The sequence below is a fragment of the Nocardioides massiliensis genome (assembly GCF_030811215.1).
GTDB classification, from domain to species: domain Bacteria; phylum Actinomycetota; class Actinomycetes; order Propionibacteriales; family Nocardioidaceae; genus Nocardioides_A; species Nocardioides_A massiliensis.
Genome location: NZ_JAUSQM010000001.1, coordinates 1,219,544 through 1,245,656 on the forward strand (window position 1 = coordinate 1,219,544; position 26,113 = coordinate 1,245,656).

Sequence of the window (26,113 nt, forward strand, 5' to 3'; positions counted from 1 at the left end):
GTGGCCTCGCCCCCGCTCGACCGCCCAGAGCAACCGCGGGTGCTGGTCGTCGACCACCACGACTCCTACACCCACAACCTGCTGCACCTCCTCGCCGAGGTGACCGGCCGGCTGCCGGACCTGGTCCAGCACGACACCGTCGCCGTCGACGCCGTGCTGGCCGGCGACTGGACGCACCTGGTGCTCTCGCCGGGGCCGGGCAGCCCGGCGGTGGCCGACGACTTCGCAGTCGGTGAGCGGATCCTGCGGGAGGCGCGGGTCCCGGTGCTCGGGGTCTGCCTCGGCATGCAGGGCCTGGTGACGGCGTACGGCGGGCGGGTCGACCGCGCGCGTCCGGCCCACGGCGAGGTCGCCGCGATCACCCATGACGACACCGGGATCTTCGCCGGACTGCCGCAGGGCTTCGCTGCCGTGCGCTACCACTCGCTCGCAGCCCTCGACCTGCCCGCCGAGGTCGAGGCGTGCGCGTGGGCCGAGGAGCCGGACGGCTCCCGGGTGGTGATGGGCGTGCGCCACCGGACCCGACCGCTGCACGGCGTGCAGTTCCACCCCGAGTCGATCCTGACCGAGCACGGCGCCCGGATTATCGCGGCGTTCCTGGAGCTCGCATGACGCCGGCCGAGATCGCCGCCCAGGTCGCGCGGGCGCACCCGCGGATGTTCTGGCTCGATGGTGGTGGCGCGCGCCCCGGAGAGGTACGCCGGTCGCTGGTCGGGTGGTTGGAGCCGGAGGACCTGTCACTGACCTACGACGCCGCCGCCGGTGAGGTGCGGGCGCATCGGCGCGGCCGCAGCGAGGTGGTCGGCACCGACGTCTTCGGGGTGCTCGACGAGCAGCTGCGCGCCGACGCCGACGCCGGCCGTAGCACGGAGTTCTCCTGGGTCGGCTACTTCGGGTACGCCGCCCGCCCCGACCTGCCTGCCCGCCACGCCCCCGCCGGTCCGGGGCGACTGCCCGACGCCGTCTGGATGCGGGCGCGCCACGTGCGCGAGCTCGTGCACGACGACGAGGAGCAGACCCCGACGCCGTGGCTGCGGACCGCGGTGCCGCAGGTGCCCCCGGCGTACGCCGAGGCCTTCGCGCAGGTGCAGGAGCGCCTGCACGCCGGGGACTCCTACGAGGTCAACCTGACCTACCGGGTGGCCGGTCCGACCACGACCGAGGACCCGTTTGCGGCCTACCTCCGGCTGCGGGCGCTCGACCCGGCGCCGTACGCCGGCTTCCTCCAGCACGACGTGGCCGGCGCGGGCGTGCACCTGCTCAGCGCGTCACCGGAGCGCTACGCGCGGATCACCGCGGACCGCATGCTGGAGACCAAGCCGATCAAGGGCACCACACCGCGCGCCGCCACCGCGGAGGCCGACGCCGCGGAGGCCGGCCGGCTCGCCGCGGACCCGAAGTTCCGCGCCGAGAACCTCATGATCGTCGACCTGCTGCGCAACGACGTGGCGATGGTCGCCGAGCCCGGCACCGTCAGCGTCCCGGAGCTGATGGCGGTGGAGTCCTACGCCGCGGTGCACCAGCTGGTCTCGACGGTGCGCGGCCGGTTGCGTGAGGGCATCTCGACCGTCGCCGCCCTGCGCGCGCTCTTCCCGGCCGGGTCGATGACCGGGGCGCCCAAGCTGCGCACGATGCAGGTGATCGCCGAGGTCGAGGACACGCCGCGGGAGGTGTACGCCGGCGCCTTCGGCTGGATCGCCGGCGACGGACGCGCCGACCTCGGGGTCGTCATCCGCTCCTGGATGCGGGACGCCACCGGCTCCTGGACGCTCGGCACCGGCGGGGGCATCACCGTGGCCTCCGACGTCGTCGAGGAGTACGCCGAGTCGCGCTGGAAGGCCGAGCGGCTGCTGCGCGTCCTGGGTCGTGTGCCCGGTGACGCGCTGTAGCGCGTCCTCGGACACACGACTCCGGGGCGGTCAGTTCCCGAAGTACTCGTCGAGCCACGGCGGGAGCTGCCGCTTGCGCTCGGGCTGCTGTGGCGGTCCCTCCTGACCCTGCTCGCCCTGCGCCGGGGCCTGCGGCTGCTCACCCTCGTCGGAGCCGAGCGTCACGTCCACGGTCTGCTCCTCGCCGCCGCGGCGGAAGGTGATCGTGACCGCGTCGTCGGGGCGGTAGCCGCGGATGATCGCGACCAGCGCGTCGCTGTCGGAGATCAGGGTGTCGTCGACCCGAGTGATGACGTCACCGGTCTGCAGGCCGGCGTCGTCCGCCGCGCCACCGTCGGTGACCTCCTCGACCTCGGCGCCGACTGTCGCCCCGCTGTCGTCGGTCGCGGCCGAGACAGTGACCCCGAGCCGGGCGTGGGTCGCGGTCTCGCCGGCACGCAGCTGCTCGACGATCGGCACGACCTTCGACATCGGGATCGCGAAGCCGAGACCGATCGAGCCGGCCTCCCCTCCGAACGACGTCGTGGTCCGGATGGAGGAGTTGATGCCGACGACCTGACCGGCCATGTTGACCAGCGGACCGCCGGAGTTGCCGGGGTTGATCGCGGCGTCGGTCTGGATCGCCGGATAGATCGTCGCTTGCGACCCGCCCGGCTCGCCGGCCGAGACCGGGCGGTCGAGCGCGCTGACGATGCCGCTGGTGACGGTGGCCTCGAGGCCGAACGGCGAACCGACCGCGACGACCTGCTCGCCCACCTGGAGCGCGTCGGAGCTGCCGAGCTCCGCGGGGGTCAGGTCGGAGACCCCTTCGGCCTTGATCACCGCGGTGTCGGTCAGCGGGTCGGTGCCGACGATCGTCGCCGGGGCAGTGGACCCGTCGTCGAACGCGACGGTGATCGCGCCACCGCCCTCGGCCACACCGACGACGTGCTCGTTGGTCAGGATCTCGCCGTCGGACGACAAGATGATCCCCGAGCCCGACCCGGCGCCCCCTCCGGGACCCTGGCCGCCGCCGCGCACGTTGATCTTCACCACCGACGGGAGCACCGAGGACGCGACGTCCTGGACCGACCCCAGCGGCTCGAGCGGCGCGACGGACGCGGTGTTGGTGCTCGGCGCCGCCGAGCGGCTGGCCGCGGGCGTCTCCGGGTCGTCGCTCAAGGCGTCGTAGGCCGCCGCCCCGCCCAGTCCGCCGAGCCCGCCCAGGACGAGAGCGCCCGCCAGCAGCCCGATCCCGGTACGCCGACCCCGCTCCTTGCCGGGTGCCGGTGCAGCGGCGGGCGCCGCGAAGGCGAAGCCGTCGGGGAACGCCGTCGTGCGCTCCTGCTCCGCTGCGGTCTCGGGGTAGCGGTGGGCGCGCTCGTCGGGTCGGGAGGCGTCGTGCTGGGGGGTGTCGTGCTCGGTCATGACTCCAGCGTGCCCACGGAACCTGAGCCTGAACTGAACGGCGGAGCAGACTTCTCCCAAAGATCGTCCGCGGCGCGGTCCGGTGCGGGCGGCGTCGGGCTTCCCGGAAGGCGTACGACGAAGCGTGCCCCGGCGTCCGGCGCGTTGGTCGCCGCCACCGTCCCGCCGTGCCGGGTGACGACCTGGTGCACGATCGCCAGCCCCAGCCCGGAGCCGGGCAGCGACCGGGACTCCCGGGATCGGTAGAAGCGGTCGAAGACGTGCGGGAGGTCCTCGGCGGCGATTCCGTCGCCCTCGTCGGTGACGCTGAGCTCGCCGTCGGCCAGGGTCACGGTGACCTGCCCCAGGGGCGGGCTCCACTTCGCGGCGTTGTCGAGCAGGTTGGTGACCGCCCGCTCGAGGGAGGCCTGCTCCCCGGTGAGCCACCACGACGACGTCTCGACGACGAAGCCGATGCCGGGCGCGCGCAGGCGCACGCGGCGTACGGCCTGGTCGATGACCTCGGCGAGGTCGACCGGTCCGACCGCGTGCGGCAGCGGCTCGTCGCGCGCCAGCTCCACCAGGTCGCCGATGAGGGTCGTCATCTCCGTCAGCTGGGCACCGACGTCGGCCAGCAGCTCGTCGCGGGCGTCGTGGTCGAGCCCGCCCGCGGCATCGGCCTGGCGCAGCAGCTCGATGTTGGTGCGCAGCGACGTCAGCGGCGTCCGCAGCTCGTGACTGGCGTCGCCGACGAGCTGGCGCTGCCGGTCGCGGGACGCGGCGAGCGCGGTGAGCATCGCGTTGAAGGCCGTCGCGAGCCGGGCGATCTCGTCGTTGCCCTCGACGTCGATGGGGGTGAGCTTCTCGGTGCGCGCGATCTCCTCGGCCGCGGCGGTGAGGCGGCGCACGGGGCGCAGGCCGTTGCGCGCGACCGCCCACCCGGTCAGGCCGGCACCGACCACGCCGAGCAGGCCGAAGAGGAACATGACGAGCCCGAGTCGGCCCAGGGTCTGCTCGGTGGGCCGCAGCGACTGCGCGAGCACCAGTGCGCCCTGGCCGTCGGTGGGTACGGCGACCACGCGGTAGCGGGCGCCGTTGGGCGTCCGCACGGTCCGGATGGAGCGGGTGCTCTGGCCGACCGCCACCGCCACCTCAGGGTCGCCCAGGACGAGCTGCTCCTCGGCTGCGCCCCGCTCCGCGCTGATCACCGGCTGGCGGCGTCCCGGCACGACGAACGCGATGCGCACGTCGGCGGCGCCCAGCGCCCAGGACGGCACCTCCTGGGCGGTGAGGCTGCTCAGTGCGTTGGACTCGGCGGCCTGCTGGGCGCGGCTGAGCAGCGAGCCGTCGAGGGACTGCTGCATCTGGACGCGTGCGGTGAAGTACGCCGACGCCGCGACGCCGGCGACGGTCAGCGCGACCGCGACGGTGGTGAGGATGGTGACCCGGCTGGCCAGCGAGCGCCGGTAGTGGGTGGCCTCGCGGACGCGGGCGGCGAACGGCTGTTCGCTCACGCAAGCTCCCGCAGCACGTAGCCGACCCCCCGGACGGTGTGGATCAACCGCGGCTCGCCCTCCGCCTCGGTCTTGCGTCGCAGGTAGCCGACGTAGACCTCGAGCGAGTTGGCGGTCGTCGGGAAGTCGTAGCCCCAGACCTCTTCGAGGATGAACGACCGCTCCAGCACCCGGCGCGGGCGCCGCAGGAACATCTCCAGCAGCGTGAACTCGGTGCGGGTGAGCTCGATCAGCCGCTCGCCGCGGTGCACCTCGCGCGTGGCGGGGTTGAGCCGCAGGTCGGAGAAGACCAGCTCCTCGGAGTCCAGGTCGTCGCTGGTGGGCCGGGCCCGGCGCAGCAGCGCCCGCAGCCGGGCCAGCAGCTCCTCGAGGGCGAACGGCTTGGTGAGGTAGTCGTCGGCACCGGCGTCGAGACCCTCGACCCGGTCACCGACCGAGTCGCGCGCGGTGAGCACCAGGATCGGCAGGTCGTTGCCCGCTGCGCGCAGCGCCCGGGTCGTCTCCAGCCCGTCGAGGCGCGGCATCATCACGTCGAGCACGAGGGCGTCGGGGCCCCCCTTGCCGATCGCGGCCAGCGCCTCCGCCCCGTCGGAGGCGAGCGCGACGGAGTAGCCGTTGAACTCCAGCGACCGGCGCAGCGACTCGCGCACGGCCCGGTCGTCGTCGACCACCAGCACGTGCGGGCGCGGAGCGGACTTGTCGGCGTTCACGCTCCCAGGGTGCCAGCCCAGGCTGAGAAAAAGCTCAGCGCAGGTGCTCGACGCCCGCCGCGGCGCGGGCGCCGTACCCCCCACCGAACATGCACGCGTGCACGAGCAGCGGGAAGAGCTGGTGCAGCCCGACGCGCTCCTCCCAGCCCTCTGCGAGCGGCGCCTCGGCCTGGTAGCCGGTCAGCACCTGCTCCAGCTGCGGCAGCCCGAAGAGCGCGAGCATCGCCAGGTCGGTCTCGCGGTGCCCGGCGTACGCCGCGGGGTCGAGCATCCACACCTGGCCGTCGCCCGCCCAGACCACGTTGCCCGACCACAGGTCGCCGTGCAGGCGCGCCGGCGGCTCGGACGGTCCGGCGCGGTCGGGGAGCACCCGGACGATGTCCTCGATGACCTGGGCGTGCTCGGGCTCGATGGCGTGCCGGTCGCGAGCCAGCTTCAGGTAGGGCAGGACCCGGCGTACGGCGTAGAACTCCGCCCACGTCGGCGCCGACCGCTGCGGGAGCGGGAGGGTGCCGATCCAGCCGTCGGCCTCGCTGCCGTCGGGCCCGGCGTACGCCGCAGCACCCGCGGCGTGGGTGCGGGCCAGCCGCGCGCCGAAGGCCGTGGCGGCGTCACCGCCGGGACGGCCGGGCTCGATCCAGCGCAGCAGCAGGCAGTCGTCCTCGACCGCGAGCACCTCGGGGACGGGCGCACCCCCGTCGACCTCGGCCAGCCAGCGCAGGCCGTGTGCCTCGGTGCGGAAGAACGTGGGTGGCGCGTGCGGCTTGGTCTTCATCACCGCGAGGGTGCCGTCGGAGAGTCGCAACCGCGTCGTGGTGCAGATGTCCCCGCCGGCGACCGGCTGGGTGGAGACGACGGCGACATCGAGCAGCTCCTCGGCGCGCCGGGCCACCGTCGCCTGTCGCGCCATCGGCTGCTCCTTCCTCTGCTCCTGCTACTCGTGCTGCTCGGTGAGGGTGCGGGCGATCTCGGTGACCCAGGCCTGTGCGCACCGCTCGACCATCGCGAGCACCTCGGTGAATCCCTCGTCGCCACCGTAATAGGGGTCCGGAACCTCGCCAGGTCCTTCGGGGTCCAGCTCCCGGAACATCCGCACCCGCTCGGCGTGGACCCCGGCCATGGAGACCACGTCGGCGTGGTTGGCCTCGTCCATCACCAGGGCCAGGTCGACGTGCTCGTCGCCCTCGTCCCCCTCCCCGGTGAACCACGCGTCGTGGATCTGCCGGGCACGGTGCCGGCTCGCGTCGTACCCCGCACCGGTGAGCGTCGCCGCGGCCCGCGGGTCCATCGCCTTGCCGACGTGCCACTCGGCTGTCCCGGCGCTGACCACGCGCACCCGGTCGTCGAGGCCGGCCTCGGCGATGCGCCGCTCGAGCACGACATGGGCCATCGGCGAGCGGCAGATGTTGCCCAGGCACACCAGCGCGACGGTGTACGGCGTACGCCTCATCGGGCGTCGGGAAGGATCAGATGGGCGATCCAGCTGACGACGGTGATGATCACCGAGCCCACCACCGCGGTCCAGAAGCCGTCGACGGCGAAACCGAGGCCGACCTGGTCGGCGACCCACGAGGTGAGCATCAGCATCAACGCGTTCACGACGAGCAGGAAGAGTCCGAGCGTCAGGATGATGAACGGGATCGACAGCACCTTGATCACCGGGGCGACGAAGGAGTCGATGATCCCGAAGATCGCCGCGACGATGACCAGCGTCAGCACCCGGTCGTTGTCGGAGTCGCCGGTGATCGTGATGCCGTCGAGGAGCCAGGCGGCGACCGTGAGGCCGGCGGCGCTGGCGAGGACCTTGAGCAGGAAGTTCACGACGTCGATCGTGCCAGACGTCGGACTGCCGGACGTCGGCTGCGGCCGCTAGTCCCCGAGCTCCAGCGCGAGCAGCATCGACTCGGCCGCCTCCTCCAGGTGGACGCGCAGCGCGGCCAACGTGGCGTCGGTGTCACCGGACTCCAGCAGCGCGACGAGCTCCTCGTGGTTGCACACCTGCTGCGCGGCGTCCTGGCGCATCCGGTCGACCTTGGCCAGCGCCAGCCGGATCTCGGCATAGACCGCGTCGGCGAGGCCGAGCAGACGTGCCGACCCGGTCAGGGCGACGACCGAACGGTGCAGGGCGAGGTGGGTGGCGGTGACGCGTACGGGATCGGCGTCCGAGGAGCGCGCGGCGTCCACGAACGCCTCCAGCGCGGTGCGGACGGCGCTCTGGTCCGCCGGGTCGGCGTCCGGCCACGCCCGCACACCGGCCGACTCGAGGACCAGGCGGGTGGTCACGACGTCGTGGACGGCATCGGCTTCCAGCGACGTGACGTGCACCCCGCGATGCGGCTCGCGCTCGGCCAGGCCCTCGGCGACGAGCACCCCCAGCGCCTCGCGCACCGTCGAGCGGGAGACCCCCATCGCCTCGGTCAGTGCCTGCTCGCGCAGGGGCGTGCCGGCGGTGATCTCCCCGGCGAACAACGCGCGCCGCAGCTCGTCGACGACCCGGTCGACGGTCGAGGCGGGCGCGCTCAAGTGCAGCGGCGGCAGTGGGCGCATCGGGGCAGGGGGCGGCACGGCTCCCATTGTCCGCCATCAGCGCGTGTCCGCCATCGGCGCGATCCGGCTTGACCGCCGGGCCGCGCGGCCCCACACTCCTTGTCAGATTGTCCGACAATCGAGTCGGGCCGTGGAGGAGGTGGACAGCGATGGGCGACCTGGTGGAGCTGAGCTGGGGACGGCAGTACCTGGCGGTGGAGCCGACGGCGTACCGGATCGACTACGCGATCAACCCCTTCATGGACCCCGCCGACCAGCCGGACCCGGCGCGCGCGAGCGAGCAGTGGCAGGTGATGGTCCACGTGCTACGCGCTCTCGGCGCGCGGGTCGACGTGCTGGCGCAGCGCCCGGACTCACCCGACATGGTCTATGCGATGAACCTCGGCCTGGCTCTCGCCGACGAGGCGGGTCGGCCCGAGCAGGTCGTCCTCAGCCACATGCGGTACGCCGAGCGCCGGGCCGAGCGCCGCAGTGCCGGTCCCTGGTTCGCGGCGCAGGGGTACGCCGTGCGCCAGGTGGGCGTCGACGGTGTCGGGCCGTGCTTCGAGGCGGGGGACGCGTTCGCCTGGGGCGACGCGTTGGTCGTCGGGTACGGACCCCGCACGGAGGAGCTCGGGCTCAAGGCGCTCGCAGCGGAGATCGGCGTACGCGTGCGGGGGGTGCGGATCACCCACCCGGCGATGTATCACCTCGACCTCGCCTTCTGTCCGCTCGACGACCGGCGCGCGATCGTCTGCCCGGCCGCCTTCGACGAGCCGTCCGCACAGGCGCTCCTCGACCTCGTGCCCGAGCCGCTGGTGATCGACGAGGCCGAGGCGCTGACGTTCTGCGCCAACTCCGTCGTCGTGGGGCGCACCGTCGTCATGCCCGCGTGCCCGCCGCGCGTGCGCGCCCAGCTGGAGGCGTGGGGCTTCGAGGTCGTCCTGCTCGAGCTCGGCGAGTTCCACAAGGGCGGCGGCTCCGTGCGCTGCCTGACCAACCCGCTCGATGTCGTCATCGGCCGCGACCTGCCGTCCGTGGCCGGGGGAGAGGTCGTCCTGCCGCGTCCACGGTGACGCGACCGCGGGCAACCTCGGCTTCCGGTGTGCCGGGGACGGTTGACCCCGTACCCTCGGCGCCGTGGGGGGCTCAGTCCGGCGCGGGAACCGCAGCACGCGCAGCGCCGTCGCGCTGATCGCGGCCGCGGGACTGGGCGTCACCGGCTGCAGCCTCGGTCCGGCCGAACCCCTCAGGGGCGCCGGTGGGCCCGCTTCGCCCACGCCCTCGATCGCCGCCCCGTCGGTGTCGCCGGGCATGGGCTCCGGAGCACGCCGGCCGGACGAGCAGCGCCCCAACTTCCTGGTGATCACCACCGACGACGCGGCGCCCGGCGACCTCGAGCACATGCCCAACGTCAAGCGGCTGCTCGCCGACCGGGGCGTGACGATGACCAACCTCGTCGCCCCGACGCCGATCTGCGTCCCGGCCCGCGCGAGCCTGCTGACGGGCCAGTACGCCCACAACCACGGGGCGCTCACGATCCAGGGCGAGGGCGGCGGCTTCGCCTCCTTCGACGACCGGCGCACGCTGCCGGTGTGGCTGCGCCAGGCCGGCTACGACACCATGCTCGTCGGCAAGTACCTCAACGGGTACGGCGCCGGCGAGACCCGCCGCTACGTGCCGCCCGGGTGGAGCGACTGGCGGGGCAGCATCGACTGGTCGACCTACTTCTTCCCCTCCGCCGAGCTCAGCGTCAACGGCGAGGTCGTCCGCACGCCCGACTACAACACCGACGTCTTCGCCGACAACGTCACCGAGATGCTCAGCGCGCCCGAGCGCCACGAGAACCCGTGGTACCTCACCGTCAACTACGTCGCGCCGCACCACGGCGACCCGATCGAGCCCGACGACCCGGTCGACATGATGACCACCGTCCCGGCACAGCGGCACCGCGACCTGTTCGAGGACCTGCCGCTGCCGGACAAGCCGAACATGTTCGAGCAGCGGCCTGGCGACAAGGCGATGCGCGCGACCCACGACCGTGCGCGGTGGACACCCGAGGCCCGCGCCGCCCTCCGCGAGGCGCACCAGCAGCGCGTCGAGTCGCTGCAGGCCGTCGACGAGGCGGTACGCGAGCATGTCTGGGTGCTGCGCCGTACCAAGCAGCTCGCCCGCACGGTCGTGGTCTTCACCTCCGACAACGGCACCATGCTCGGCGAGCACAACCTCGCGGGGAAGCTGTGGCACTACCGCGACTCCCAGACGGTGCCGACCGTGATCCGCGGGCCGGGTGTCCCGCAGGGGCGGACGGTCGCCACCCTGGCCGCGAACGTCGACCTGCCGACCACCATCGCCGCCTGGGCGGGGGTCGAACCCGGGCGGGCCGTCGACGGCATCGACCTGCGGCCGGTGCTGCGCGGCGAGCCGATGCCGGGCCGCGCGGTCCCGACCCTGGCCCACCCGGTCCTCGGGGCGGCACGGCCGCTCTACCGCGGCATCCGGGTCGGCGAGCGGTGGAACTACGCGCGGTTGCGCACGGGTGAGGAGCTCTACGACCTCCGTGCGGATCCCTACGAGCTCGACAACGTCGCCGACGACCCGGCGTACCGCCCCGCCCTGCGCCGGCTGCGCAAGCTCACCCGCGCGCTGCGCGACTGCGTCGGCGCTCAGTGCAGGAGGACCGGATGACGATCCGTGGCCGGGGAAACGTGCGGCACAAGCGAGCCTCTCAGGTGACCGTGGAGGCGCCTGTGCGGTTCATGGCACCCACGACGTTCGCCGGTCCGACCCGCATCGGCGCCTTCAGCTACTTCGTCGGCGGGACGATCGACCACTGCGCCTCGATTGGGCGCTACTGCTCGATCGCCGCGGGGGTCCGGATCGGCGAACCCGACCACCCGACCGACTGGCTGAGCACCTCGCCGTTCCAGTACGACGCCGCCCGCTTCGGCTGGCACACGTCCGCCGACGCGTGCGCACCGCGGGTCCCCGCTCGGGCGCCCCAGGGCAACTTCCGCCGGGGCGCGGTGACGATCGGCAACGACGTGTGGATCGGCGCCGGCGTCGTGATCGTGCGCGGTGTCACCGTGCACGACGGGGCCGTCATCGGCGCGGGTGCGGTCGTGACCCGCGACGTGGCGCCGTACGCGATCGTGGGCGGAGTGCCCGCACGGGAGATCCGGTCGCGGTTCGACACGGCGACCGTCGAGCAGCTGCTCGAGCTCCGATGGTGGCGGTTCTCGCCCAACCAGCTCGACGGCATCACGTTCGAGGACGTGCCCGCGGCCGTGCGCGAACTGCGCACCCGCATCGAGGCCGGGATGGTCCCCTACGCCGGTCCCGAGGAGACGCTCACGGCGCCCCCGCGCGACTAGGGTGCCGCAATGACCCACCTCCCCACCCCGCGCGCAGCGGTGACCGCGCTGCCGCCGTACGTCCCTGGTCGGCCGCCCACCCCGCGGCCGGGCCTGACGACTTACAAGCTCAGCTCCAACGAGAACCCGTACCCGCCGCTGCCCGGCGTCGTCGAGGCCGCCACGCGGGCCGTCGAGCGGATGAACCGCTACCCCGACATGGGCTGCACCGAGCTGTACGCCGCCCTCGCCGACCGGCTCGGCGTCGCGCCCGAGAGCCTCGCCGCCGGCACGGGGTCGGTGGCCGTGCTCTACCACCTGCTGCAGGCCTACTGCGAGACCGGCGACGAGGTCGTCTTCGCCTGGCGGTCCTTCGAGGCCTACCCGATCGCCGTCGCCGTGACCGGCGCCAGCGCCGTGCCGGTGCCGCTGACGGCCGACGGTCGCCACGACCTCGACGCGATGGCGGCGGCGATCACCGAGCGCACCCGGGTCGTCGTGCTCTGCACCCCCAACAACCCGACCGGCCCCGCGCTCACCCACGCCGAGGTCGAGGCGTTCTGTGCGCGCGCGCCGGAGCACGTCCTCGTCGTGGTCGATGAGGCCTACCGCGAGTTCGTGCGCAGCCCCGACCCCGTCGACGGCGTCGCGCTGCACCGGGCGCACCCGCGGGTGGTCGTGCTGCGCACCTTCGCGAAGGCCTACGGGCTCGCGGGCTTCCGGGTCGGCTACGCCCTCGCGCATGCCGACGTCGCCGCGGCGGTCCGGGCGTGCGCCCTGCCGTTCGGGGTGTCGTCGGTCGCACAGGCCGCGGCGATCGCCTCGCTGGACGCCGAGGACGCGCTGCTCGAGCGCGTCGAGGCGCTCGTCGCAGAGCGGGCGCGGGTGTACGCCGGGCTGGTCGCGCAGGGCTGGGACGTCCCGGACGCCCAGGGCAACTTCGTCTGGCTGGGGCTCGGTGACCGGGCGCTCGACTTCTCCGCCGCGGCCGACGAGGCCGGGCTGGTGGTGCGGCCGTTCGCCGGTGACGGCGTCCGGGTGTCGATCGGCGAGCCGGAAGCCAACACCCGCTTCCTGGAGCTGGCGGCGCGCTGGTGACGGCTGGCGGGCCGCCTCACGGGGTGAGGATCCGGCACCGCAGTCCCGGTGCGCGTTCGATCCTGCGGTCGAGCGTGACGAGGGGTGCGCCGATGAGCTCGGCCAGCGCGACGTAGTCGGCGTCGTAGGTCGTCAGGTTCGGCCGTAGCTGCCAGGCCCGGGTCGCGAGGAGTTCGTAGGGCCATTGCTCGATCGCCAGCTCCATGAGGTCGGAGTGCGCCTGCGCGGCTTGGTCGGCCGTGATGAGCACGGCGAGCTCGTGGCGGCGGATGATGTTGGCCGTCTCGAACGCGAGCAGGCTCGGCGCCGCGAGGTCGGCGCCCGTGAGGGCGTCGGTGGCCCATCGCCCGTCAGGGCCGGCGTCCAGCAGGACAGCTGCCACCGCCGACGCGTCGCACACGACGCGCGGCCTCATCGGCGGTCTGCGTCGCGGGCGGCGAGGATCGAGGCGGCGTCGACGCGCACGTCGGTCGCCACGACGCGGGACCGAGCACGAGCGATGAGGTCGTCGACCGCCGGCCGTTCGGCACTCTGGACGAGCAGGCGCCGCACGTACTCCTGCAGGGACATCCCGGACCGTGCCGCGCGTGCCGCCAGCTCATCGCGCACCTCGCGCGGCACGTCGCGCACCGTCACCGCCACGCCCATGCAGCGACTTTAGCAGCACCAGCATCAGAACGACAGCAGGTCGGAGCAGCCGGGGTCTGGCGGGGGTGACGGAGCCGACCCGAAAACGGTTCGTGGGTTGTCGGACGCGCCACGTAACCTCGTTGCACACACCAAGCGAGGGGACCCCCGCGACTCATGTCGGCCACGGCTCACCAGCCCACCCGCACTGAATCGCAGCTCCACACCGAGCCCGACCCGCTCCGGCCACCGCCGGCGAGCGCGAAGGCACTGTGGCGACTGCGTGCCTATGTGCGTCCCCATCTCACCGCGATGGTGCTCAGCCTGCTGGCTGCCGGCATCGCGATCGGGCTCTCGCTGAGCATCCCGTTGGTGATCCGCGAGCTGATCGACGGTCCCATCGCCGACGGCGACCGCGACGGGCTGTGGTGGCTCGGCGCGTTGGCGATCGTGCTCGGCGTACTCGAGGCGGCCTTCATCTGGTTCCGCCGGTGGGTGCAGTCGGCAGCGATCTTCGACATCGAGCGCTCGCTGCGCCGTGACCTCTACGACCGGTTGCAGGAGCTCCCGATGGCGTTCCACGCCAAGTGGCAGTCCGGGCAGCTGCTCTCGCGCGTCACCACCGACCTCACCGCGATCCGGATGTTCGCCGGCTTCGGCGCGATCTTCCTGGTCGTCAACATCCTGCAGCTCATCACCGTCACGATCCTGCTGCTCAACATGTACTGGCCGCTCGGTCTCGTGGTCGCCGCCTCCGCGGTCCCGATCGTGTGGCTGTCGATGCGCTTCGAGAAGGCCTACACCGTCGTCACCCGCCAGGTGCAGGACGAGCAGGGCGACGTCGCCACCCTGGTCGAGGAGGCGGCCGTCGGCTACCGGGTCATCCGGTCCTTCGGGCGCGCGTCGTACGCCGCCGAGGGCTTCGACCGGGCCGCCGGCAAGCTGTATGCCACCTCGCTGGAGAAGGTGCGCATCTCCGCGCGGTTCTGGTCCTTCCTCGGGGTCATCCCCAACCTCGCCGTGGTCGTCGTGCTGCTGCTCGGCGCGCGCGCCGTCGGCGAGGGCGAGATCACCTACGGCACCCTCGTGGCCTTCGTGACGCTGATGCTGTCGCTGGTCTGGCCGGTCACGGTGCTCGGGGTGATCCTGGCGATGGCGCAGGAGGCCATGACCGCCTCGGCCCGCGTCTGGGAGATCTTCGACACCGAGCCGGCGATCGTCGGCGGTGAGGCGGAGATCGCCGACCCGCGCGGCCACCTGCGCTTCGAGGGCGTGGAGTTCCGCTTCCCCGACCAGTCGCCGGAGGAGCCCGCGATCCTGCGCGGTGTCGACCTCGACGTCGCGCCCGGCGAGACCGTCGCTGTGGTCGGGTCGACCGGCTCGGGCAAGACCGCGCTCACGGCCCTCGTGCCGCGGTTGTACGACGTGACCGCCGGTCGCATCACGATCGACGGCGTCGACGTCCGCGAGCTGCGGCTCCCCCACCTGCGCTCCCTGGTCGCGACGGCGTTCGAGGAGCCGGTGCTGTTCTCGATGAGCGCGCGGGAGAACCTCACCCTCGGGCGTCCTGACGCAAGCGAGGCCGAGGTGCTTGAGGCGATCGAGGTCGCCCAGGCCGGGTTCGTCCACGACCTGCCGTTCGGGCTCGACACCCGCATCGGCGAGCAGGGCATGAGCCTGTCGGGCGGTCAGCGCCAACGGCTCGCGCTGGCCCGCGCGGTCGTCGCCAAGCCGCGCATCCTCGTGCTCGATGACACCCTGTCGGCCCTCGACGTCCACACGGAGGCACTGGTCGAGGAGGCGCTGCGCCGCGTCCTCGCCGACGCCACCGGCATCGTCGTCGCCCACCGCGCCTCCACCGTGCTGCTCGCCGACAAGGTCGCCCTGCTGCAGGAGGGCCGGATCACCCACGTCGGCCAGCACCGCGAGCTGCTTGCCGAGGTGCCGGCGTACCGCGCCCTGCTCACCTCCGACGACGCCCTGGCCGGAGCCGCCCGATGAGCGCCCCGGTGTCCACGCCGCCCAGCGCCGACTGGCGCGGCCGCCTCGACCAGACCGACCCCGACAAGGTCGAGGTCGGTCGCCTCGCCCGTGCCTCGCGCGCGCTGCTCGGCGACCTGCTGCGCCCCTACCGGTCGCTGCTGTTGTTGGTCCTGGCCATCGTGATCGTCGAGAACGCCGCCCGCCTCGCGATCCCCTACCTGGTCAAGGTCGGCATCGACTCCGGCATCCCGCCGATCACCGAGTCCGGCGACTCGAGCGTGTTGTACGCCGTGGTCGCCGCCGTCCTCGCGGCCACCGTCCTGCAGGCCGTGACCCGGCAGATGTTCCTGCGGATGTCGGGCCGGATCGGACAGGGTGTGCTCGTCGAGCTGCGCCGGCGTACCTTCCGCCACTTCGGTGCGCTCAGCCCGAGCTTCCACGACGACTACACATCCGGCCGGGCGATCTCGCGACAGACCTCCGACATGGACGCGATCAACGAGATGCTCGAGACCGGGTTCGACGGTCTCGTCTCGGCCGTGTTCACCCTGCTCGGCACGACCGTCCTGCTGCTCGTGCTCGACGTCGAGCTCGGCCTCGTCGCGTTGCTGTGCCTGCCGTTCCTGGCCTTGCTGACCAACTGGTTCCGCCTCGCATCCGCCCGCGCCTACCGCCAGACGCGGGAGACGATCGCCGGCGTCATCGTGCACTTCGTCGAGACCCTCGGCGGCGTCCGCGCCGTCCAGGCCTTCCGCCGCGAGCCCCGCAACGCCGAGCTGTTCGCCGAGCTCAACGAGGACAACCGGGTCGCCAACCTCAAGGCGTTCCGGCTGATCGTGTGGTTCATGCCCGGCATCAAGCTGGTCGGCAACCTCACCATCGGCGTGGTGCTGCTCTACGGCGGCTACCTCGCCTTCGAGGGCGAGGTCACGGTCGGCGTGCTGGCGGCGTTCCTGCTCTACCTGCGCCAGTTCTTCGAGCCGATGATGGAGATCTCGCAGTTCTACAACACCTTCCAGAGCGCATCCGCGGCGCTGGAGAAGGTGTCCACCGTCCTGGCGGAGGAGCCGTCGGTGCCGGAGCCGACCCACCCCGTCGCGCTGCAGCCCGGTCGCACGCCGGGCGAGCTCCGGTTCGAGGACACCCAGTTCGCGTACGTCGAGGACGCCCCGGTCATCCCGGGTCTCGACCTCACGATCCCGGCCGGCCAGACCGTCGCGCTGGTCGGCACGACCGGCGCGGGCAAGACGACGATCGCGAAGCTCCTGGCCCGGTTCTACGACCCGACCGGCGGTCGCGTGCTGCTCGACGGCGTCGACCTGCGCGACCTCGCCGAGGACGACCTGCGGCGCGCGGTCGTGATGGTGACCCAGGAGAACTACCTCTTCTCCGGCACCATCTCCGACAACATCCGCTTCGGCCGTCCCGACGCGAGCCCGGCCGAGGTCGAGGAGGCCGCGCGGGCGGTCGGCGCCGACGAGCTGATCCGCGCGATGCCCCGCGGTTACGCCACCCGCGTCGCCAACCAGGGCGGCCGGCTCTCCGCCGGCCAGCGCCAGCTGATCGCCTTCGCCCGGGCCTTCCTCGCCGACCCGGCGGTCCTCATCCTCGACGAGGCGACGTCGTCGCTCGACATCCCCTCGGAGCGGCTGGTGCAGGAGGCGCTGCGCACCGTCCTCGCCGGGCGCACCGCGGTGATCATCGCCCACCGGCTCTCCACGGTCGAGATCGCCGACCGGGTGCTCGTCCTCGAGCACGGTCGCGTCATCGAGGACGGCACGCCGGCCGATCTGGTCGCCGCGGACGACGGGCGGTACGCCGACCTGCACCGCGCCTGGGTCGACTCCCTCGCGTAGGGCATAGTTGAATCATGAACAACGATGGCGGCAAGGGCAGTTACGTCGAGCCCGAGTTCAACCGCGACATGAACTACATCGCCGACCGGATCACGCGTGACTCCGCGACGTGGCCGGTCGAGCCCGGCCGCTACCGGTTGATCGCCGCGCGGGCGTGCCCGTGGGCCAACCGCGCGATCATCGTGCGCCAGCTGCTCGGTCTCGAGGACGTCATCTCGATGGGCCTGGCCGGGCCGGTCCACGACCAGCGCAGCTGGACCTTCGACCTCGACCCCGGCGGCGTGGACCCGGTGCTCGGCATCGAGCGCCTGCAGGAGGCCTACTTCGCGCGGATCCCCGACTACGAGCGCGGCATCACGGTGCCGGCGATGGTCGATGTCCCGAGCGGGCAGGTCGTGACCAACAACTTCCCGCAGATCACGCAAGACTTCTTCTTCGAGTGGCGCGACCACCACCGCCCCGACGCGCCGAACCTCTGGCCCGACGACGTGCGCGAGGAGATGGAGGAGGTCATGCAGCGGATCTTCACCGAGGTCAACAACGGCGTCTACCGCTGCGGCTTCGCCGGCACCCAGGCGGCCTACGACCAGGCCTACGACCGGCTCTTCGCCGCGCTCGACTGGCTCGAGGAGCGGCTCACGGATCGGCGCTACCTGATGGGCGATGCCATCACCGAGGCCGACGTCCGCCTCTTCACCACCCTGGCCCGCTTCGACCCCGTCTACCACGGTCACTTCAAGTGCAACCGCAACAAGCTGATCGAGATGCCGGCTCTGTGGGCCTACGCGCGCGACCTCTTCCAGACTCCCGGCTTCGGCGACACGATCGACTTCGACCAGATCAAGGCCCACTACTACGTGGTCCACACCGACATCAACCCCACGCAGGTCATCCCGAAGGGACCCGACCTGGCGAGCTGGCACGAGCCGCACGGGCGCGAGAAGCTCGCGGCCTGAGCCTGCGCCCGTCGCTCGTGACGCGGAACACGTCGGCAACGGCCTGAGGGTGCCGTTACGCTTGTAACTTCCCACTACTTGTGCGGGTACGCCGAGCGACTCGACGCAGGGGAGACCGAGAGGAGATCCGTGTCCGCCGCTGCCCGCGCTCACAACCCGATGCCGGTCCTGGCCGGTGCGGTGCTCGTGGTCATGGCGGCTCAGCAGGCGATCGTCCCGGTCCTCGCCCCGCTCGCGCGTGACCTCGAGCTCCCCGAGTGGTCCCTCGGCCTGCTGATGACCAGTGCGGCCGTGATGTTCACGCTGACCAGCAGCCCCTGGGGGCGTGCCGTCGACCGGGTCGGCCACCGCACCGTCCTGTTGAGCGGACTGAGTCTCGGCCTGGTCGGGATGACCGGCTTCGCGATCGTGTGCCAGCTCGCGGTGAGCGGCGTGATCTCTGGCGAGCTCGGCATGGCGCTGATGATCGGCACGCGCTCGCTGCTGTTCGGTGTCGCCATGGGAGCCGTCCCGACCGCCGCGATGGCCTGGGTCGCGGCCAACACCTCGACGACCCAGGAGCGCGTCAAGGGGCTCGCGCAGATCGGCGCGGTCCAGGGGCTCGCGCAGGCCCTCGGCCCCGCGAGCGGGTTCGTGCTGGCGTTCGCCGGCTTCCTCGGACCGGTGTGGGCGGCGCCGGCCGTCATCGCCTTCGCCCTGGTCGCGGTGGCGGTCCTCCTCCCCAAGGGGCCGAGCCGGCGGGCGCGTGCCGCGGCAGCCGCCGAGGCCGAGCAGGCGGAGGCGGCCGCGCCGTCGAAGCCGTTGCGTCCCTGGGACCCGCGGCTGTGGCCGGTCATGCTCGGCGGGTTCGGCTCGTTCCTGACCCTCGGGCTGGTCGTGGTATGTGTCGGCTTCGTCGTGCAGGACCGGCTGGGCTACGAGGGCGCCGACGCCGTCCGGATGACCGGGCTCGTCTCGACCGTCGTCGGCCTAGTCATGGTGACCATGCAGGCGTTCGTCGTCCCGCGCCTGGGCTGGCCGCCGTGGCGGATGCTGCGCAGCGGCATCCCGCTGGTCGCCCTCGGCGCCGCCGGCCTCATGGTGGCCGACACCTTGGTGCTCGTCACCGCCTGCATGGCAGTGCTCGCCGTCGGCATGGGCACGGTCGGCCCCGGCTATGTCTCGGCGCCGACGCTGCTCGTCGGTCCTGCCGAGCAGGGGCGGGTGGCCGGGCTCGTGCAGACCGTCACCGGCTCGACCTTCATGATCGGCCCGCTGGGTGGCTCGGCGTTGTATGGCATCAACGACTGGCTGCCGTTCGCGGTCGGCACCGGCATCTGCGTCGCGGGGGCGATCTTCGTGTGGACCCGCAAGGGGCCGGGGGAGACCGCCACGGCGCCGGCCCCACAACCCGAGCTCGCGCCCGACCCCAGCTGACCGGCGCTAACGTGCGTCCGCCTCGGCCGCCTGCTTGAGCCGCTGGAGGGTCTGCTCGATGCCCCTGCCGTTGCGGGCGGGGAAGCCGGCCAGCTCGATGAGCTTGCGCCCCGGCATCGGATACATCGAGTAGTCGAAGGTCTCGGTGACCTCGCACCCGTCGGGGGTGGGCGCGATGGCGTAGCGCCAGCGGTGACCGCCGAAGTGCCGCCACGCGACCAGCGCGTCGGGCTCGAACTCGACGACGGTGTTGGTGATCTTGTAGGGCAGGCCGAACATCTTCATGTTCACCGAGAACGTCTGGCCCTTCGCGGTGATCGGCCCGGCGGTCTCGATCAGGCTGCGCACCGAGCCCGACCCGTCGATCCGCGGGTGCTGCTCGGGATCGGAGACGATGGCGAAGACGGTCGCCGGCGCCGCGGCGATCCGGATGCTGGCCGAGACCCTACGGTCGGAGCCGGCTGAGCTGGCGGGGCTTCCCTGAGGCGCGGTCACGGCGCACGTCCTACCCCGTGCCGGCGCCGGCCACGCCGCGGCGTACCCGATTTCCCGCGGCCGGGACCTCTGGGTACGGTAGACGCACCGTGTGTCCCGGGTCACAAGTCCAGGGGCACACCCCCTCGGCCGGCGGCGGCGACCCTGCTCCCGGCCCCGGACTGCAGGGAGAGCAGCATGACTTCCGTCCCCGACGTTTTCCACGCCTCTCAAGCCGCCTGGCACGGAGGCGGACCCGAGCTGGTCCAGCTGCTGACGCCGGAGGGCGAGCGGGTCGAGCACCCCGGCATCGCGCTCGACCTCGGCAGCCCGGAGCAGGAGGCCGAGACCATCCGCGGCTTCTACCGCGACATGGTGGTCACGCGGCGCATCGACACCGAGGCCACCGCCCTCCAGCGCCACGGTGAGCTCGGCATCTGGGCCCAGCTGCTCGGTCAGGAGGCCGCGCAGATCGGCTCCGGACGCGCCTTGCGCGCGCAGGACTTCGTCTTCCCGACCTACCGCGAGCACGGCGTCGCCTACTGCCGCGGTCTCGACCCGCTGGACCTCCTCGGTCTCTTCCGCGGTGTCGACCACGGCCGGTGGGACCCGGCGGCCCACAACTTCGGCCTCTACACGATCGTCATCGGCGCGCAGACCCTGCACGCGGTCGGCTACGCGATGGGGGTGCAGCGCGACGGAGCCGTCGGCACGGGTGACGACGACCGCGACACCGGCGTGATCGCCTACTTCGGCGACGGGGCCAGCAGCCAGGGCGACGTCAACGAGGCCTTCATCTTCGCCGCGTCCTACAACACCCCGGTGGTGTTCTTCTGCCAGAACAACCAGTGGGCGATCTCGGAGCCGATCGAGCGACAGTCGCGGATCCCGCTCTATCAAAGGGCTTTGGGCTTCGGCTTCCCCGGCGTGCGGGTCGACGGCAACGACGTGCTCGCGACGTACGCCGTGACGCAGGCGGCGCTGCAGCGGGCGCGCGAGGGCCAGGGTCCGACGCTCATCGAGGCCTACACCTACCGGATGGGCGCCCACACCACGACCGACGACCCGACGCGCTACCGGCACAACGACGACCTCGAGCGGTGGAAGCTCAAGGACCCGATCGAGCGGGTGCGCGTCTACCTCGTCCGCAACGGCCTCGCCGACGAGGGCTTCTTCGCCGACGTCGAGGCCGAGGCGGCCCGGATGGGCGAGCACCTGCGCGCCGGGGTCCGGGCGTTGGCCGATCCGGATCCACGCGGCATCTTCGACCTCGTCTACGCCGAGCAGACCCCTGAGCTCGCAGCCCAGCGCGACGAGTTCGCGGCCTACCTCGGCTCCTTCGAGGAGGCCGGACGATGACCACCACGACGAAGATGACGCTCGCGAAGGCGCTCAACGCCGGCCTGCGCGCCGCGATGGAGGACGACCCGAAGGTCCTGGTGATGGGGGAGGACGTCGGCCGGCTCGGCGGTGTCTTCCGCATCACCGACGGTCTGCAGAAGGACTTCGGGGAGGACCGGGTGATCGACTCACCGCTCGCGGAGTCCGGCATCCTCGGCACCGCGGTCGGCATGGCGATGCGCGGCTACCGCCCCGTCTGCGAGATCCAGTTCGACGGGTTCGTCTACCCCGCCTACGACCAGATCGTCAGCCAGGTCGCCAAGCTGCACTTCCGCAGCCAGGGCAAGGTGCCGATGCCGATGGTCATCCGGATCCCGTTCGGCGGCGGCATCGGCGCGGTCGAGCACCACAGCGAGAGCCCCGAAGCGCAGTTCGCCCACACGCCCGGGCTCAAGGTCGTCGCCTGCTCCAACCCGGTCGACGGCTACTGGATGATCCAGCAGGCGATCGCCTCGCCCGACCCGGTGGTCTTCCTCGAGCCGAAGCGGCAGTACCACGCCGACAAGGCCGAGGTGGACACCACGGCGACGCCCGACCCGCTGTTCGCCTCCCGGGTCGTGCGCGCCGGCACCGACGCCACGCTCATCGGCTACGGCCCGACCGTGAAGACCTGCCTGGCCGCGGCGCAGGCCGCCGCGTCCGAGGGGCGCGAGCTCGAGGTGATCGACCTGCGCACCCTCTCCCCACTGGACCTCGACCCGGTCTATGAGTCCGTCCGCCGCACCGGCCGCGCCGTCGTCGTCCACGAGGCCCACGTCAACCTCGGCATGGGCTCGGAGATCGCCGCGCGCATCACCGAGCAGTGCTTCTACGCCCTCGAGGCGCCGGTGCTGCGGGTCGGCGGCTTCGACACGCCGTACCCGCCCAGCCGGATCGAGGAGGACTTCCTCCCCGACCTCGACCGGGTGCTCGACGCTGTCGACCGCGCGTGCGAGTACTGAGAGGAGAGGCGATGACCCAGACGCAGTCCCAGGACCAGACCGCCCAGGAATACCTCCTCCCCGACGTCGGGGAGGGCCTGACCGAGGCCGAGATCGTCACCTGGAAGGTGCAGGTCGGCGACGTCATCGAGGTCAACGACGTCGTCGTCGAGATCGAGACCGCCAAGTCACTGGTCGAGCTGCCCTCGCCGTACGCCGGCACGGTGCTCGCCCTGCTCGTGCCCGAGGGTGAGACCGTCCCCGTGGGCACGCCGATCATCCGGGTGGGCGACGGTTCCGCGCCGCCGGCCGAGGCGGAGCAAGCCGCCCAGGCCGAGCAACCCATCGACCTGTCCAACCCCGCTGCCTCCGGCAGCAAGGAGGGCGAGAGCCTGGTCGGGCGGATGAAGGCCGACCGGGGCCCCGTACGCCGCCCGCGCAAGGGCTCGGCGTCCCCGTCCTCGGACGCCGGTGCGGCCACCCAGATGCAGGTGCAGGGCGCGTTCTCCCCCGGCGGCGCGCAGAGCCAGCCGGTCGCGGAGTCCGACGAGCCGTCGGTGCCGGCGGTCGCAGCGGACACCGCCCCCGGCCACCGTCCGCTCGCCAAGCCGCCCGTGCGCAAGCTCGCCAAGGACCTCGGGGTCGACCTGGCTGCGGTCACGCCCACCGGCGAGGGTGGCGTGGTCACCCGCGCCGATGTGCTCCAGGCTGGTCGAGTGTCCGAGCCGTTAGGCGAGGACGTATCGAGACCTCGTGACCCCTCCGATGGTCTCGATACACCGCTCGCAGGCTCGCGGCACTCGACCACCGGGGAGGCGCGCGACTCGCGGCACTCGACCAGCGAGGATGGCGCTGGGGGCGAGACCCGCGAGCCGGTCAAGGGCGTGCGCAAGATGATGGCGCAGGCGATGGTGGCCTCCGCCTTCACCGCGCCCCACGTGACGGAGTGGATCACCGTCGACGCGACCCGCACGGTCGACTTCGTCGAGCGGCTGCGGACCCACCGCGACTTCCGCGACCTCAGGGTCTCCCCGCTGCTGGTGCTGGCCAAGGCGGCGATGCTCGCGATGCGGCGTACGCCGGAGATCAACTCCTGGTGGGACGAGGCCGCGCAGGAGGTCGTGCTCAAGCACGACGTCAACCTCGGGATCGCGGCCGCGACACCGCGCGGGTTGGTCGTGCCCAACGTCAAGGGTGCCGACCGGCTCAGCCTGCCCGAGCTCGCCGCTGCCCTCGCCGAGCTCACCGCGACCGCCCGCGAGGGCCGCACCCAGCCGGCCGACATGGCCGGCGGCAGCTTCACGATCACCAACGTCGGCGTCTTCGGTGTCGACGCCGGCACCCCGATCATCAACCCTGGTGAGTCGGCGATCCTGTGCTTCGGCGCGATCCGCAAGCAGCCGTGGGTGGTCGAAACCCCGGACGGTGACCAGATCGTCCCGCGCCACGTCACGACGCTCGCGCTGAGCTTCGACCACCGCCACATCGACGGCGAGTTGGGCTCGCGCTTCCTCGCCGACGTCGCCGCGGTGCTGGAGGACCCGGCCAACGCGCTGCTGCTGTGAGGCGGACGTGAGGATCCTCGTCCTCGGTGGCACCGCCTGGCTGGGCCGACGCACGGCCGAGCTCGCGCGCGCCGCCCACGACGTCACCTGCCTGGCCCGCGGCGAGTCCGGGGCGGCGCCGGACGGCGTACGCCTGCTGCGTGCTGATCGCGACGCAGCGGACGCCTACGCCGAGCTCGCCGGGGAGTGGGACGCAGTCATCGAGGTGAGCTGGCAGCCGGCGCACGTGCGCGGGGCACTCGCCGCGCTCGGGGACCGGGTGGCGCACTGGGTCTACGTGTCCTCGGTCAGTGCGTACGCCGACCCCGGCTCCGGCGACGAGCGCCACGAGCCTTGGCGTGGTGAGGGCCTGGCCGGCGACGAGGACTACGGTCCGGCGAAGGTCGCCTGTGAGGACGCCGTGCTGGCACGCGGGTCCGGCGCGGCGATGGTCGTGCGCCCGGGACTGATCGGTGGGTACGGCGACCCCAGCGACCGGCTTGGCTACTGGCCGGCGCGCTTCGCGCGGGCCCAGGACGGTGAGCAGGTGCTCGTGCCGGACCCCGCGCGGTCGTTCCAGGTGATCGACGTCGACGACCTCGCGGCGTTCCTCGTGCAGGCGGCCGCGACAGCGGTGCCCGGCACGGTGGACGCGGTCGGTGACACCCACACGCTGCGCGGTCTGCTCCAGGTCTGCGCCGAGGTCACCGGCACGACCCCGGTGCCGGTGGTGGCGAGTGACGACGAGCTGCTCGCCCACGAGGTCCGTCCGTGGGCCGGACCGGACTCGCTGCCGCTGTGGATCCCGACCAGCGCCGGCGTGGAGCTGCTGCGCGACAACGCCGCGGCGAGGGCGGCGGGCCTCGTCGTACGCCCCTTGGCCGAGACCGTCGCCGCGTCCCTGCGGTGGGAGCGCGAGCAGGGACTCGACCGGCAGCGGCGCAGTGGTCTGTCGGCCGCGACCGAGGCGCGCGTCCTCAGCGACCGTCCGCGATCCTGATCAACCCGGTGATCGTGGCGACGTAGGCGGCGCCGTCGGGGCCGAGGTAGATCGAGGCGTAGTGGTTGTTCCACTGGATGCCCGTGCCGGTCAGACGGCTCCACCGGGTCTTGCCGGTGCGGATGTCGATGGCGGTGAAGTACCACCGGTCGGTCGCACCCGGTCCGGCCGGCTTGGTGTAGGCGTACACGAGACCGTTGCCCAGCGACGCCTTCGGCACCGACGACGGCGCGACCTCCGTGCTGCGCCACGCCACCCGGCACCTGCCGTTCGGGCGGACCAGCACCCGCTCGAAGCCCGGCGTCGTGGTCCGGCCGAGCAGCGTCGTCTGCGGTCCCTCGTAGCCGTAGTTGTTCTCGATCATCACCGAGCGACCGGCGGCGACGAGGCTGTTCTCCGTCGTGCCGCGTCCCCGCGGCAGCACGGGGACGGTGCAGTGCAACCGGTCGCGCTTGCGGATCCCCCTGCGTCGGTCATAGGCGAGGACGCGAGTGCGGGGGTCGGCGTTGTCGGCGATCACCAGCCAGCGCTTGCCGATCAGCGTCGGCGTCGTGCCCGAGCCCTGCGAGAGCATGCCCGGCTTCGTGCGGCTGCCGCGGTCGTAGGGGAGCCGGTAGGTGATCCGGGGCCTGCCCTTCGGGCCGACGTCGAGGCGGTACGTCGCGTGGGTGGTGACGGCGTACACCCCACCGGTCTCGTCGGCCGACACCGAGTTGAAGATGCCCTCGACCCTGCCCTTCGGGCGTTTCAGCCGGACGACCGACGTCCGGCCGGTGCGGCGGTCGAGGATGCCGGCGTACCCCTGCTGGGTGAAGAACCAGTCCCGGCCGCGCGCGTCCGGCGTGACCGCGACCAGGCAGTCGTCGGCGGGCAGGCCGCGCAGGACGGGGTACTTCCGGGTGACCGCCAGCCGCGGTCCCGGACGCTGCACGACCTCCCACAGCTCACCGGAGATGGTGGTGACCAGGGCGCGGTCGCGCTCGTCGAGATAGAAGTAGGTGCCGCCGCAGATGTCGGTGAACGGGTTGGCGCCGTTGAGCAGGTTGCGCCGCGACACCGGCAGCTCCGCGAGCGGCTGCAGCGTCGTGGGGTGGATCAGCATCATCACGAAGCCCTCGAGCCCGCCGCACAGCGCCTCGATCCGGCCCTTCGAGTCGAAGGTGATCGTGGCGCACTCGCGCACCCCATAGCTGGCGGAGGTGACCTGGAGGTTGCGGCCCAGCGGACCCGACACCGTGTAGGCGTCGGAGGAGTAGGGGTCGTTGTGCATGCTGCTGCGGCCGTTGGCGGCCAGCCGGGCGAACTGCGGGATCGGTGGGTGCGCGATCGGCCGAGCCTTAGCCCGGATCCACCGATGGCCATGGCGCTGAGCGCCTGATCCGGTTCGTCTGGTCATGAGGAGCCGCGGGCATGTCGATGTGCCGGACCTCGTTGTCCGGTGTCGTCCACTTGGTCCTCGG

25 protein-coding genes are annotated in these 26,113 nt (G+C 72.4%); 14 read left to right on the forward strand and 11 right to left on the reverse strand.

Annotated elements, in window-relative coordinates:
• Together J2S59_RS06160 and J2S59_RS06165 are read left to right on the forward strand one after the other, a co-directional pair.
• On the forward strand, positions 1–612 hold the full coding sequence (locus J2S59_RS06160; protein WP_068121635.1) for an anthranilate synthase component II: 612 nt from the start codon (positions 1–3) through the stop codon (positions 610–612).
• Positions 609–1,889 carry an anthranilate synthase component I family protein gene (locus J2S59_RS06165; RefSeq protein ID WP_306824920.1) on the forward strand — a complete coding sequence of 427 codons (1,281 nt, stop codon included), beginning with the start codon at positions 609–611 and terminating at the stop codon, positions 1,887–1,889. The genes J2S59_RS06160 and J2S59_RS06165 overlap by 4 nt, the downstream gene beginning before the upstream one ends.
• 30 nt (positions 1,890–1,919) lie before the next feature.
• On the opposite strand, the gene J2S59_RS06170 is transcribed toward J2S59_RS06165, so the two are convergent.
• From J2S59_RS06170 to J2S59_RS06200, 7 genes are read right to left on the reverse strand one after another with little or no spacing between them, the layout of a single operon-like run.
• The gene (locus J2S59_RS06170; protein ID WP_306824921.1) at positions 1,920–3,296 is read right to left on the reverse strand and encodes a S1C family serine protease; all 1,377 of its coding nucleotides are present in this window, start codon (positions 3,294–3,296) and stop codon (positions 1,920–1,922) included.
• Positions 3,293–4,789, reverse strand: a complete 1,497-nt coding sequence (locus J2S59_RS06175; protein WP_181641680.1) for a sensor histidine kinase — start codon at positions 4,787–4,789, stop codon at positions 3,293–3,295. The genes J2S59_RS06170 and J2S59_RS06175 overlap by 4 nt, the downstream gene beginning before the upstream one ends.
• Entirely contained in the window at positions 4,786–5,499 is a 714-nt protein-coding gene (locus J2S59_RS06180) for a response regulator transcription factor (RefSeq protein WP_281366695.1), read from the reverse strand. Before J2S59_RS06180 ends, J2S59_RS06175 begins: the two co-directional genes overlap by 4 nt.
• 34 nt (positions 5,500–5,533) lie before the next feature.
• The gene (locus tag J2S59_RS06185; RefSeq protein ID WP_068118814.1) at positions 5,534–6,409 is read right to left on the reverse strand and encodes a fructosamine kinase family protein; all 876 of its coding nucleotides are present in this window, start codon (positions 6,407–6,409) and stop codon (positions 5,534–5,536) included.
• A 24-nt stretch (positions 6,410–6,433) separates the two neighbouring features.
• On the reverse strand, positions 6,434–6,949 hold the full coding sequence (locus J2S59_RS06190; protein WP_068118810.1) for a low molecular weight protein-tyrosine-phosphatase: 516 nt from the start codon (positions 6,947–6,949) through the stop codon (positions 6,434–6,436).
• On the reverse strand, positions 6,946–7,320 hold the full coding sequence (locus J2S59_RS06195; RefSeq protein ID WP_220138347.1) for a phage holin family protein: 375 nt from the start codon (positions 7,318–7,320) through the stop codon (positions 6,946–6,948). Before J2S59_RS06195 ends, J2S59_RS06190 begins: the two co-directional genes overlap by 4 nt.
• A 48-nt stretch (positions 7,321–7,368) precedes the next feature.
• The gene (locus J2S59_RS06200; RefSeq protein ID WP_246360177.1) at positions 7,369–8,064 is read right to left on the reverse strand and encodes a GntR family transcriptional regulator; all 696 of its coding nucleotides are present in this window, start codon (positions 8,062–8,064) and stop codon (positions 7,369–7,371) included.
• A gap of 131 nt (positions 8,065–8,195) precedes the next feature.
• On the opposite strand from J2S59_RS06200, the gene J2S59_RS06205 reads away from it, so the two are divergent.
• The 4 genes from J2S59_RS06205 (at position 8,196) to hisC (ending at position 12,476) form a co-directional block, all read left to right on the forward strand.
• Complete coding sequence (locus J2S59_RS06205) at positions 8,196–9,101, forward strand: dimethylarginine dimethylaminohydrolase family protein (RefSeq protein WP_068118799.1); 906 nt, start codon at positions 8,196–8,198, stop codon at positions 9,099–9,101.
• A 64-nt stretch (positions 9,102–9,165) separates the two neighbouring features.
• Entirely contained in the window at positions 9,166–10,713 is a 1,548-nt protein-coding gene (locus tag J2S59_RS06210; protein WP_306824922.1) for a sulfatase family protein, read from the forward strand.
• Positions 10,714–10,784: 71 nt separating this feature from the next.
• Positions 10,785–11,399 (forward strand): CatB-related O-acetyltransferase, encoded by a 615-nt coding sequence (locus J2S59_RS06215; RefSeq protein WP_281366699.1) that lies wholly within the window; start codon positions 10,785–10,787, stop codon positions 11,397–11,399.
• Between the two features lie 9 nt (positions 11,400–11,408).
• Entirely contained in the window at positions 11,409–12,476 is a 1,068-nt protein-coding gene (gene hisC, locus J2S59_RS06220) for a histidinol-phosphate transaminase (protein ID WP_068119056.1), read from the forward strand.
• A 16-nt stretch (positions 12,477–12,492) separates the two neighbouring features.
• Here hisC and J2S59_RS06225 read toward each other — a convergent pair whose 3' ends face one another.
• Complete coding sequence (locus J2S59_RS06225; protein WP_068119055.1) at positions 12,493–12,891, reverse strand: type II toxin-antitoxin system VapC family toxin; 399 nt, start codon at positions 12,889–12,891, stop codon at positions 12,493–12,495.
• Positions 12,888–13,124: a FitA-like ribbon-helix-helix domain-containing protein gene (locus J2S59_RS06230; RefSeq protein WP_068119051.1), complete on the reverse strand. Its 237-nt coding sequence runs from the start codon at positions 13,122–13,124 to the stop codon at positions 12,888–12,890. The genes J2S59_RS06225 and J2S59_RS06230 overlap by 4 nt, the downstream gene beginning before the upstream one ends.
• Before the next feature lie 270 nt (positions 13,125–13,394).
• Between J2S59_RS06230 and J2S59_RS06235 the strand changes: the two genes are divergently transcribed.
• The 4 genes from J2S59_RS06235 (at position 13,395) to J2S59_RS06250 (ending at position 19,314) form a co-directional block, all read left to right on the forward strand.
• A complete protein-coding gene (locus J2S59_RS06235; protein WP_306824923.1) occupies positions 13,395–15,104 on the forward strand; it encodes an ABC transporter ATP-binding protein in 1,710 nt (569 codons plus the stop codon).
• Positions 15,101–16,942 carry an ABC transporter ATP-binding protein gene (locus J2S59_RS06240; protein WP_068119048.1) on the forward strand — a complete coding sequence of 614 codons (1,842 nt, stop codon included), beginning with the start codon at positions 15,101–15,103 and terminating at the stop codon, positions 16,940–16,942. Before J2S59_RS06235 ends, J2S59_RS06240 begins: the two co-directional genes overlap by 4 nt.
• A gap of 14 nt (positions 16,943–16,956) precedes the next feature.
• The gene (locus tag J2S59_RS06245) at positions 16,957–17,898 is read left to right on the forward strand and encodes a glutathione S-transferase family protein (protein WP_068119045.1); all 942 of its coding nucleotides are present in this window, start codon (positions 16,957–16,959) and stop codon (positions 17,896–17,898) included.
• A 129-nt stretch (positions 17,899–18,027) separates the two neighbouring features.
• A complete protein-coding gene (locus J2S59_RS06250) occupies positions 18,028–19,314 on the forward strand; it encodes an MFS transporter (RefSeq protein ID WP_068119042.1) in 1,287 nt (428 codons plus the stop codon).
• Positions 19,315–19,320: 6 nt separating this feature from the next.
• Here J2S59_RS06250 and J2S59_RS06255 read toward each other — a convergent pair whose 3' ends face one another.
• Positions 19,321–19,809 (reverse strand): SRPBCC family protein, encoded by a 489-nt coding sequence (locus tag J2S59_RS06255; protein WP_181641696.1) that lies wholly within the window; start codon positions 19,807–19,809, stop codon positions 19,321–19,323.
• Positions 19,810–19,986: 177 nt separating this feature from the next.
• Between J2S59_RS06255 and pdhA the strand changes: the two genes are divergently transcribed.
• From pdhA to J2S59_RS06275, 4 genes are read left to right on the forward strand one after another with little or no spacing between them, the layout of a single operon-like run.
• Positions 19,987–21,147 (forward strand): pyruvate dehydrogenase (acetyl-transferring) E1 component subunit alpha, encoded by a 1,161-nt coding sequence (gene pdhA, locus J2S59_RS06260; protein ID WP_068119039.1) that lies wholly within the window; start codon positions 19,987–19,989, stop codon positions 21,145–21,147.
• On the forward strand, positions 21,144–22,130 hold the full coding sequence (locus J2S59_RS06265) for an alpha-ketoacid dehydrogenase subunit beta (RefSeq protein ID WP_068119036.1): 987 nt from the start codon (positions 21,144–21,146) through the stop codon (positions 22,128–22,130). The genes pdhA and J2S59_RS06265 overlap by 4 nt, the downstream gene beginning before the upstream one ends.
• An 11-nt stretch (positions 22,131–22,141) precedes the next feature.
• Positions 22,142–23,674: a dihydrolipoamide acetyltransferase family protein gene (locus tag J2S59_RS06270; RefSeq protein WP_068119033.1), complete on the forward strand. Its 1,533-nt coding sequence runs from the start codon at positions 22,142–22,144 to the stop codon at positions 23,672–23,674.
• Between the two features lie 7 nt (positions 23,675–23,681).
• The gene (locus tag J2S59_RS06275; protein ID WP_068119031.1) at positions 23,682–24,653 is read left to right on the forward strand and encodes an NAD-dependent epimerase/dehydratase family protein; all 972 of its coding nucleotides are present in this window, start codon (positions 23,682–23,684) and stop codon (positions 24,651–24,653) included.
• On the opposite strand, the gene J2S59_RS06280 is transcribed toward J2S59_RS06275, so the two are convergent.
• Complete coding sequence (locus tag J2S59_RS06280) at positions 24,631–25,923, reverse strand: hypothetical protein (RefSeq protein ID WP_306824924.1); 1,293 nt, start codon at positions 25,921–25,923, stop codon at positions 24,631–24,633. The two genes, J2S59_RS06275 and J2S59_RS06280, sit on opposite strands and share 23 nt — an antisense overlap.
• Positions 25,924–26,113: the final 190 nt, after the last annotated feature.

Excerpts from the sequence above, each read along its gene's own strand:
- J2S59_RS06205 (WP_068118799.1), top strand. The coding sequence starts at position 8,196 with ATGGGCGACCTGGTGGAGCTGAGCTGGGGACGGCAGTACCTGGCGGTG.
- J2S59_RS06280 (WP_306824924.1), bottom strand. The coding sequence starts at position 25,923 with ATGCACAACGACCCCTACTCCTCCGACGCCTACACGGTGTCGGGTCCG.
- J2S59_RS06230 (WP_068119051.1), bottom strand. The coding sequence starts at position 13,124 with ATGGGCGTGGCGGTGACGGTGCGCGACGTGCCGCGCGAGGTGCGCGAT.
- J2S59_RS06165 (WP_306824920.1), top strand. The coding sequence starts at position 609 with ATGACGCCGGCCGAGATCGCCGCCCAGGTCGCGCGGGCGCACCCGCGG.
- J2S59_RS06265 (WP_068119036.1), top strand. The coding sequence starts at position 21,144 with ATGACCACCACGACGAAGATGACGCTCGCGAAGGCGCTCAACGCCGGC.
- J2S59_RS06185 (WP_068118814.1), bottom strand. The coding sequence starts at position 6,409 with ATGGCGCGACAGGCGACGGTGGCCCGGCGCGCCGAGGAGCTGCTCGAT.
- pdhA (WP_068119039.1), top strand. The coding sequence starts at position 19,987 with ATGACTTCCGTCCCCGACGTTTTCCACGCCTCTCAAGCCGCCTGGCAC.
- J2S59_RS06245 (WP_068119045.1), top strand. The coding sequence starts at position 16,957 with ATGAACAACGATGGCGGCAAGGGCAGTTACGTCGAGCCCGAGTTCAAC.
- J2S59_RS06215 (WP_281366699.1), top strand. The coding sequence starts at position 10,785 with ATGGCACCCACGACGTTCGCCGGTCCGACCCGCATCGGCGCCTTCAGC.
- J2S59_RS06240 (WP_068119048.1), top strand. The coding sequence starts at position 15,101 with ATGAGCGCCCCGGTGTCCACGCCGCCCAGCGCCGACTGGCGCGGCCGC.
- J2S59_RS06225 (WP_068119055.1), bottom strand. The coding sequence starts at position 12,891 with ATGAGGCCGCGCGTCGTGTGCGACGCGTCGGCGGTGGCAGCTGTCCTG.
- J2S59_RS06270 (WP_068119033.1), top strand. The coding sequence starts at position 22,142 with ATGACCCAGACGCAGTCCCAGGACCAGACCGCCCAGGAATACCTCCTC.
- J2S59_RS06190 (WP_068118810.1), bottom strand. The coding sequence starts at position 6,949 with ATGAGGCGTACGCCGTACACCGTCGCGCTGGTGTGCCTGGGCAACATC.
- hisC (WP_068119056.1), top strand. The coding sequence starts at position 11,409 with ATGACCCACCTCCCCACCCCGCGCGCAGCGGTGACCGCGCTGCCGCCG.
- J2S59_RS06170 (WP_306824921.1), bottom strand. The coding sequence starts at position 3,296 with ATGACCGAGCACGACACCCCCCAGCACGACGCCTCCCGACCCGACGAG.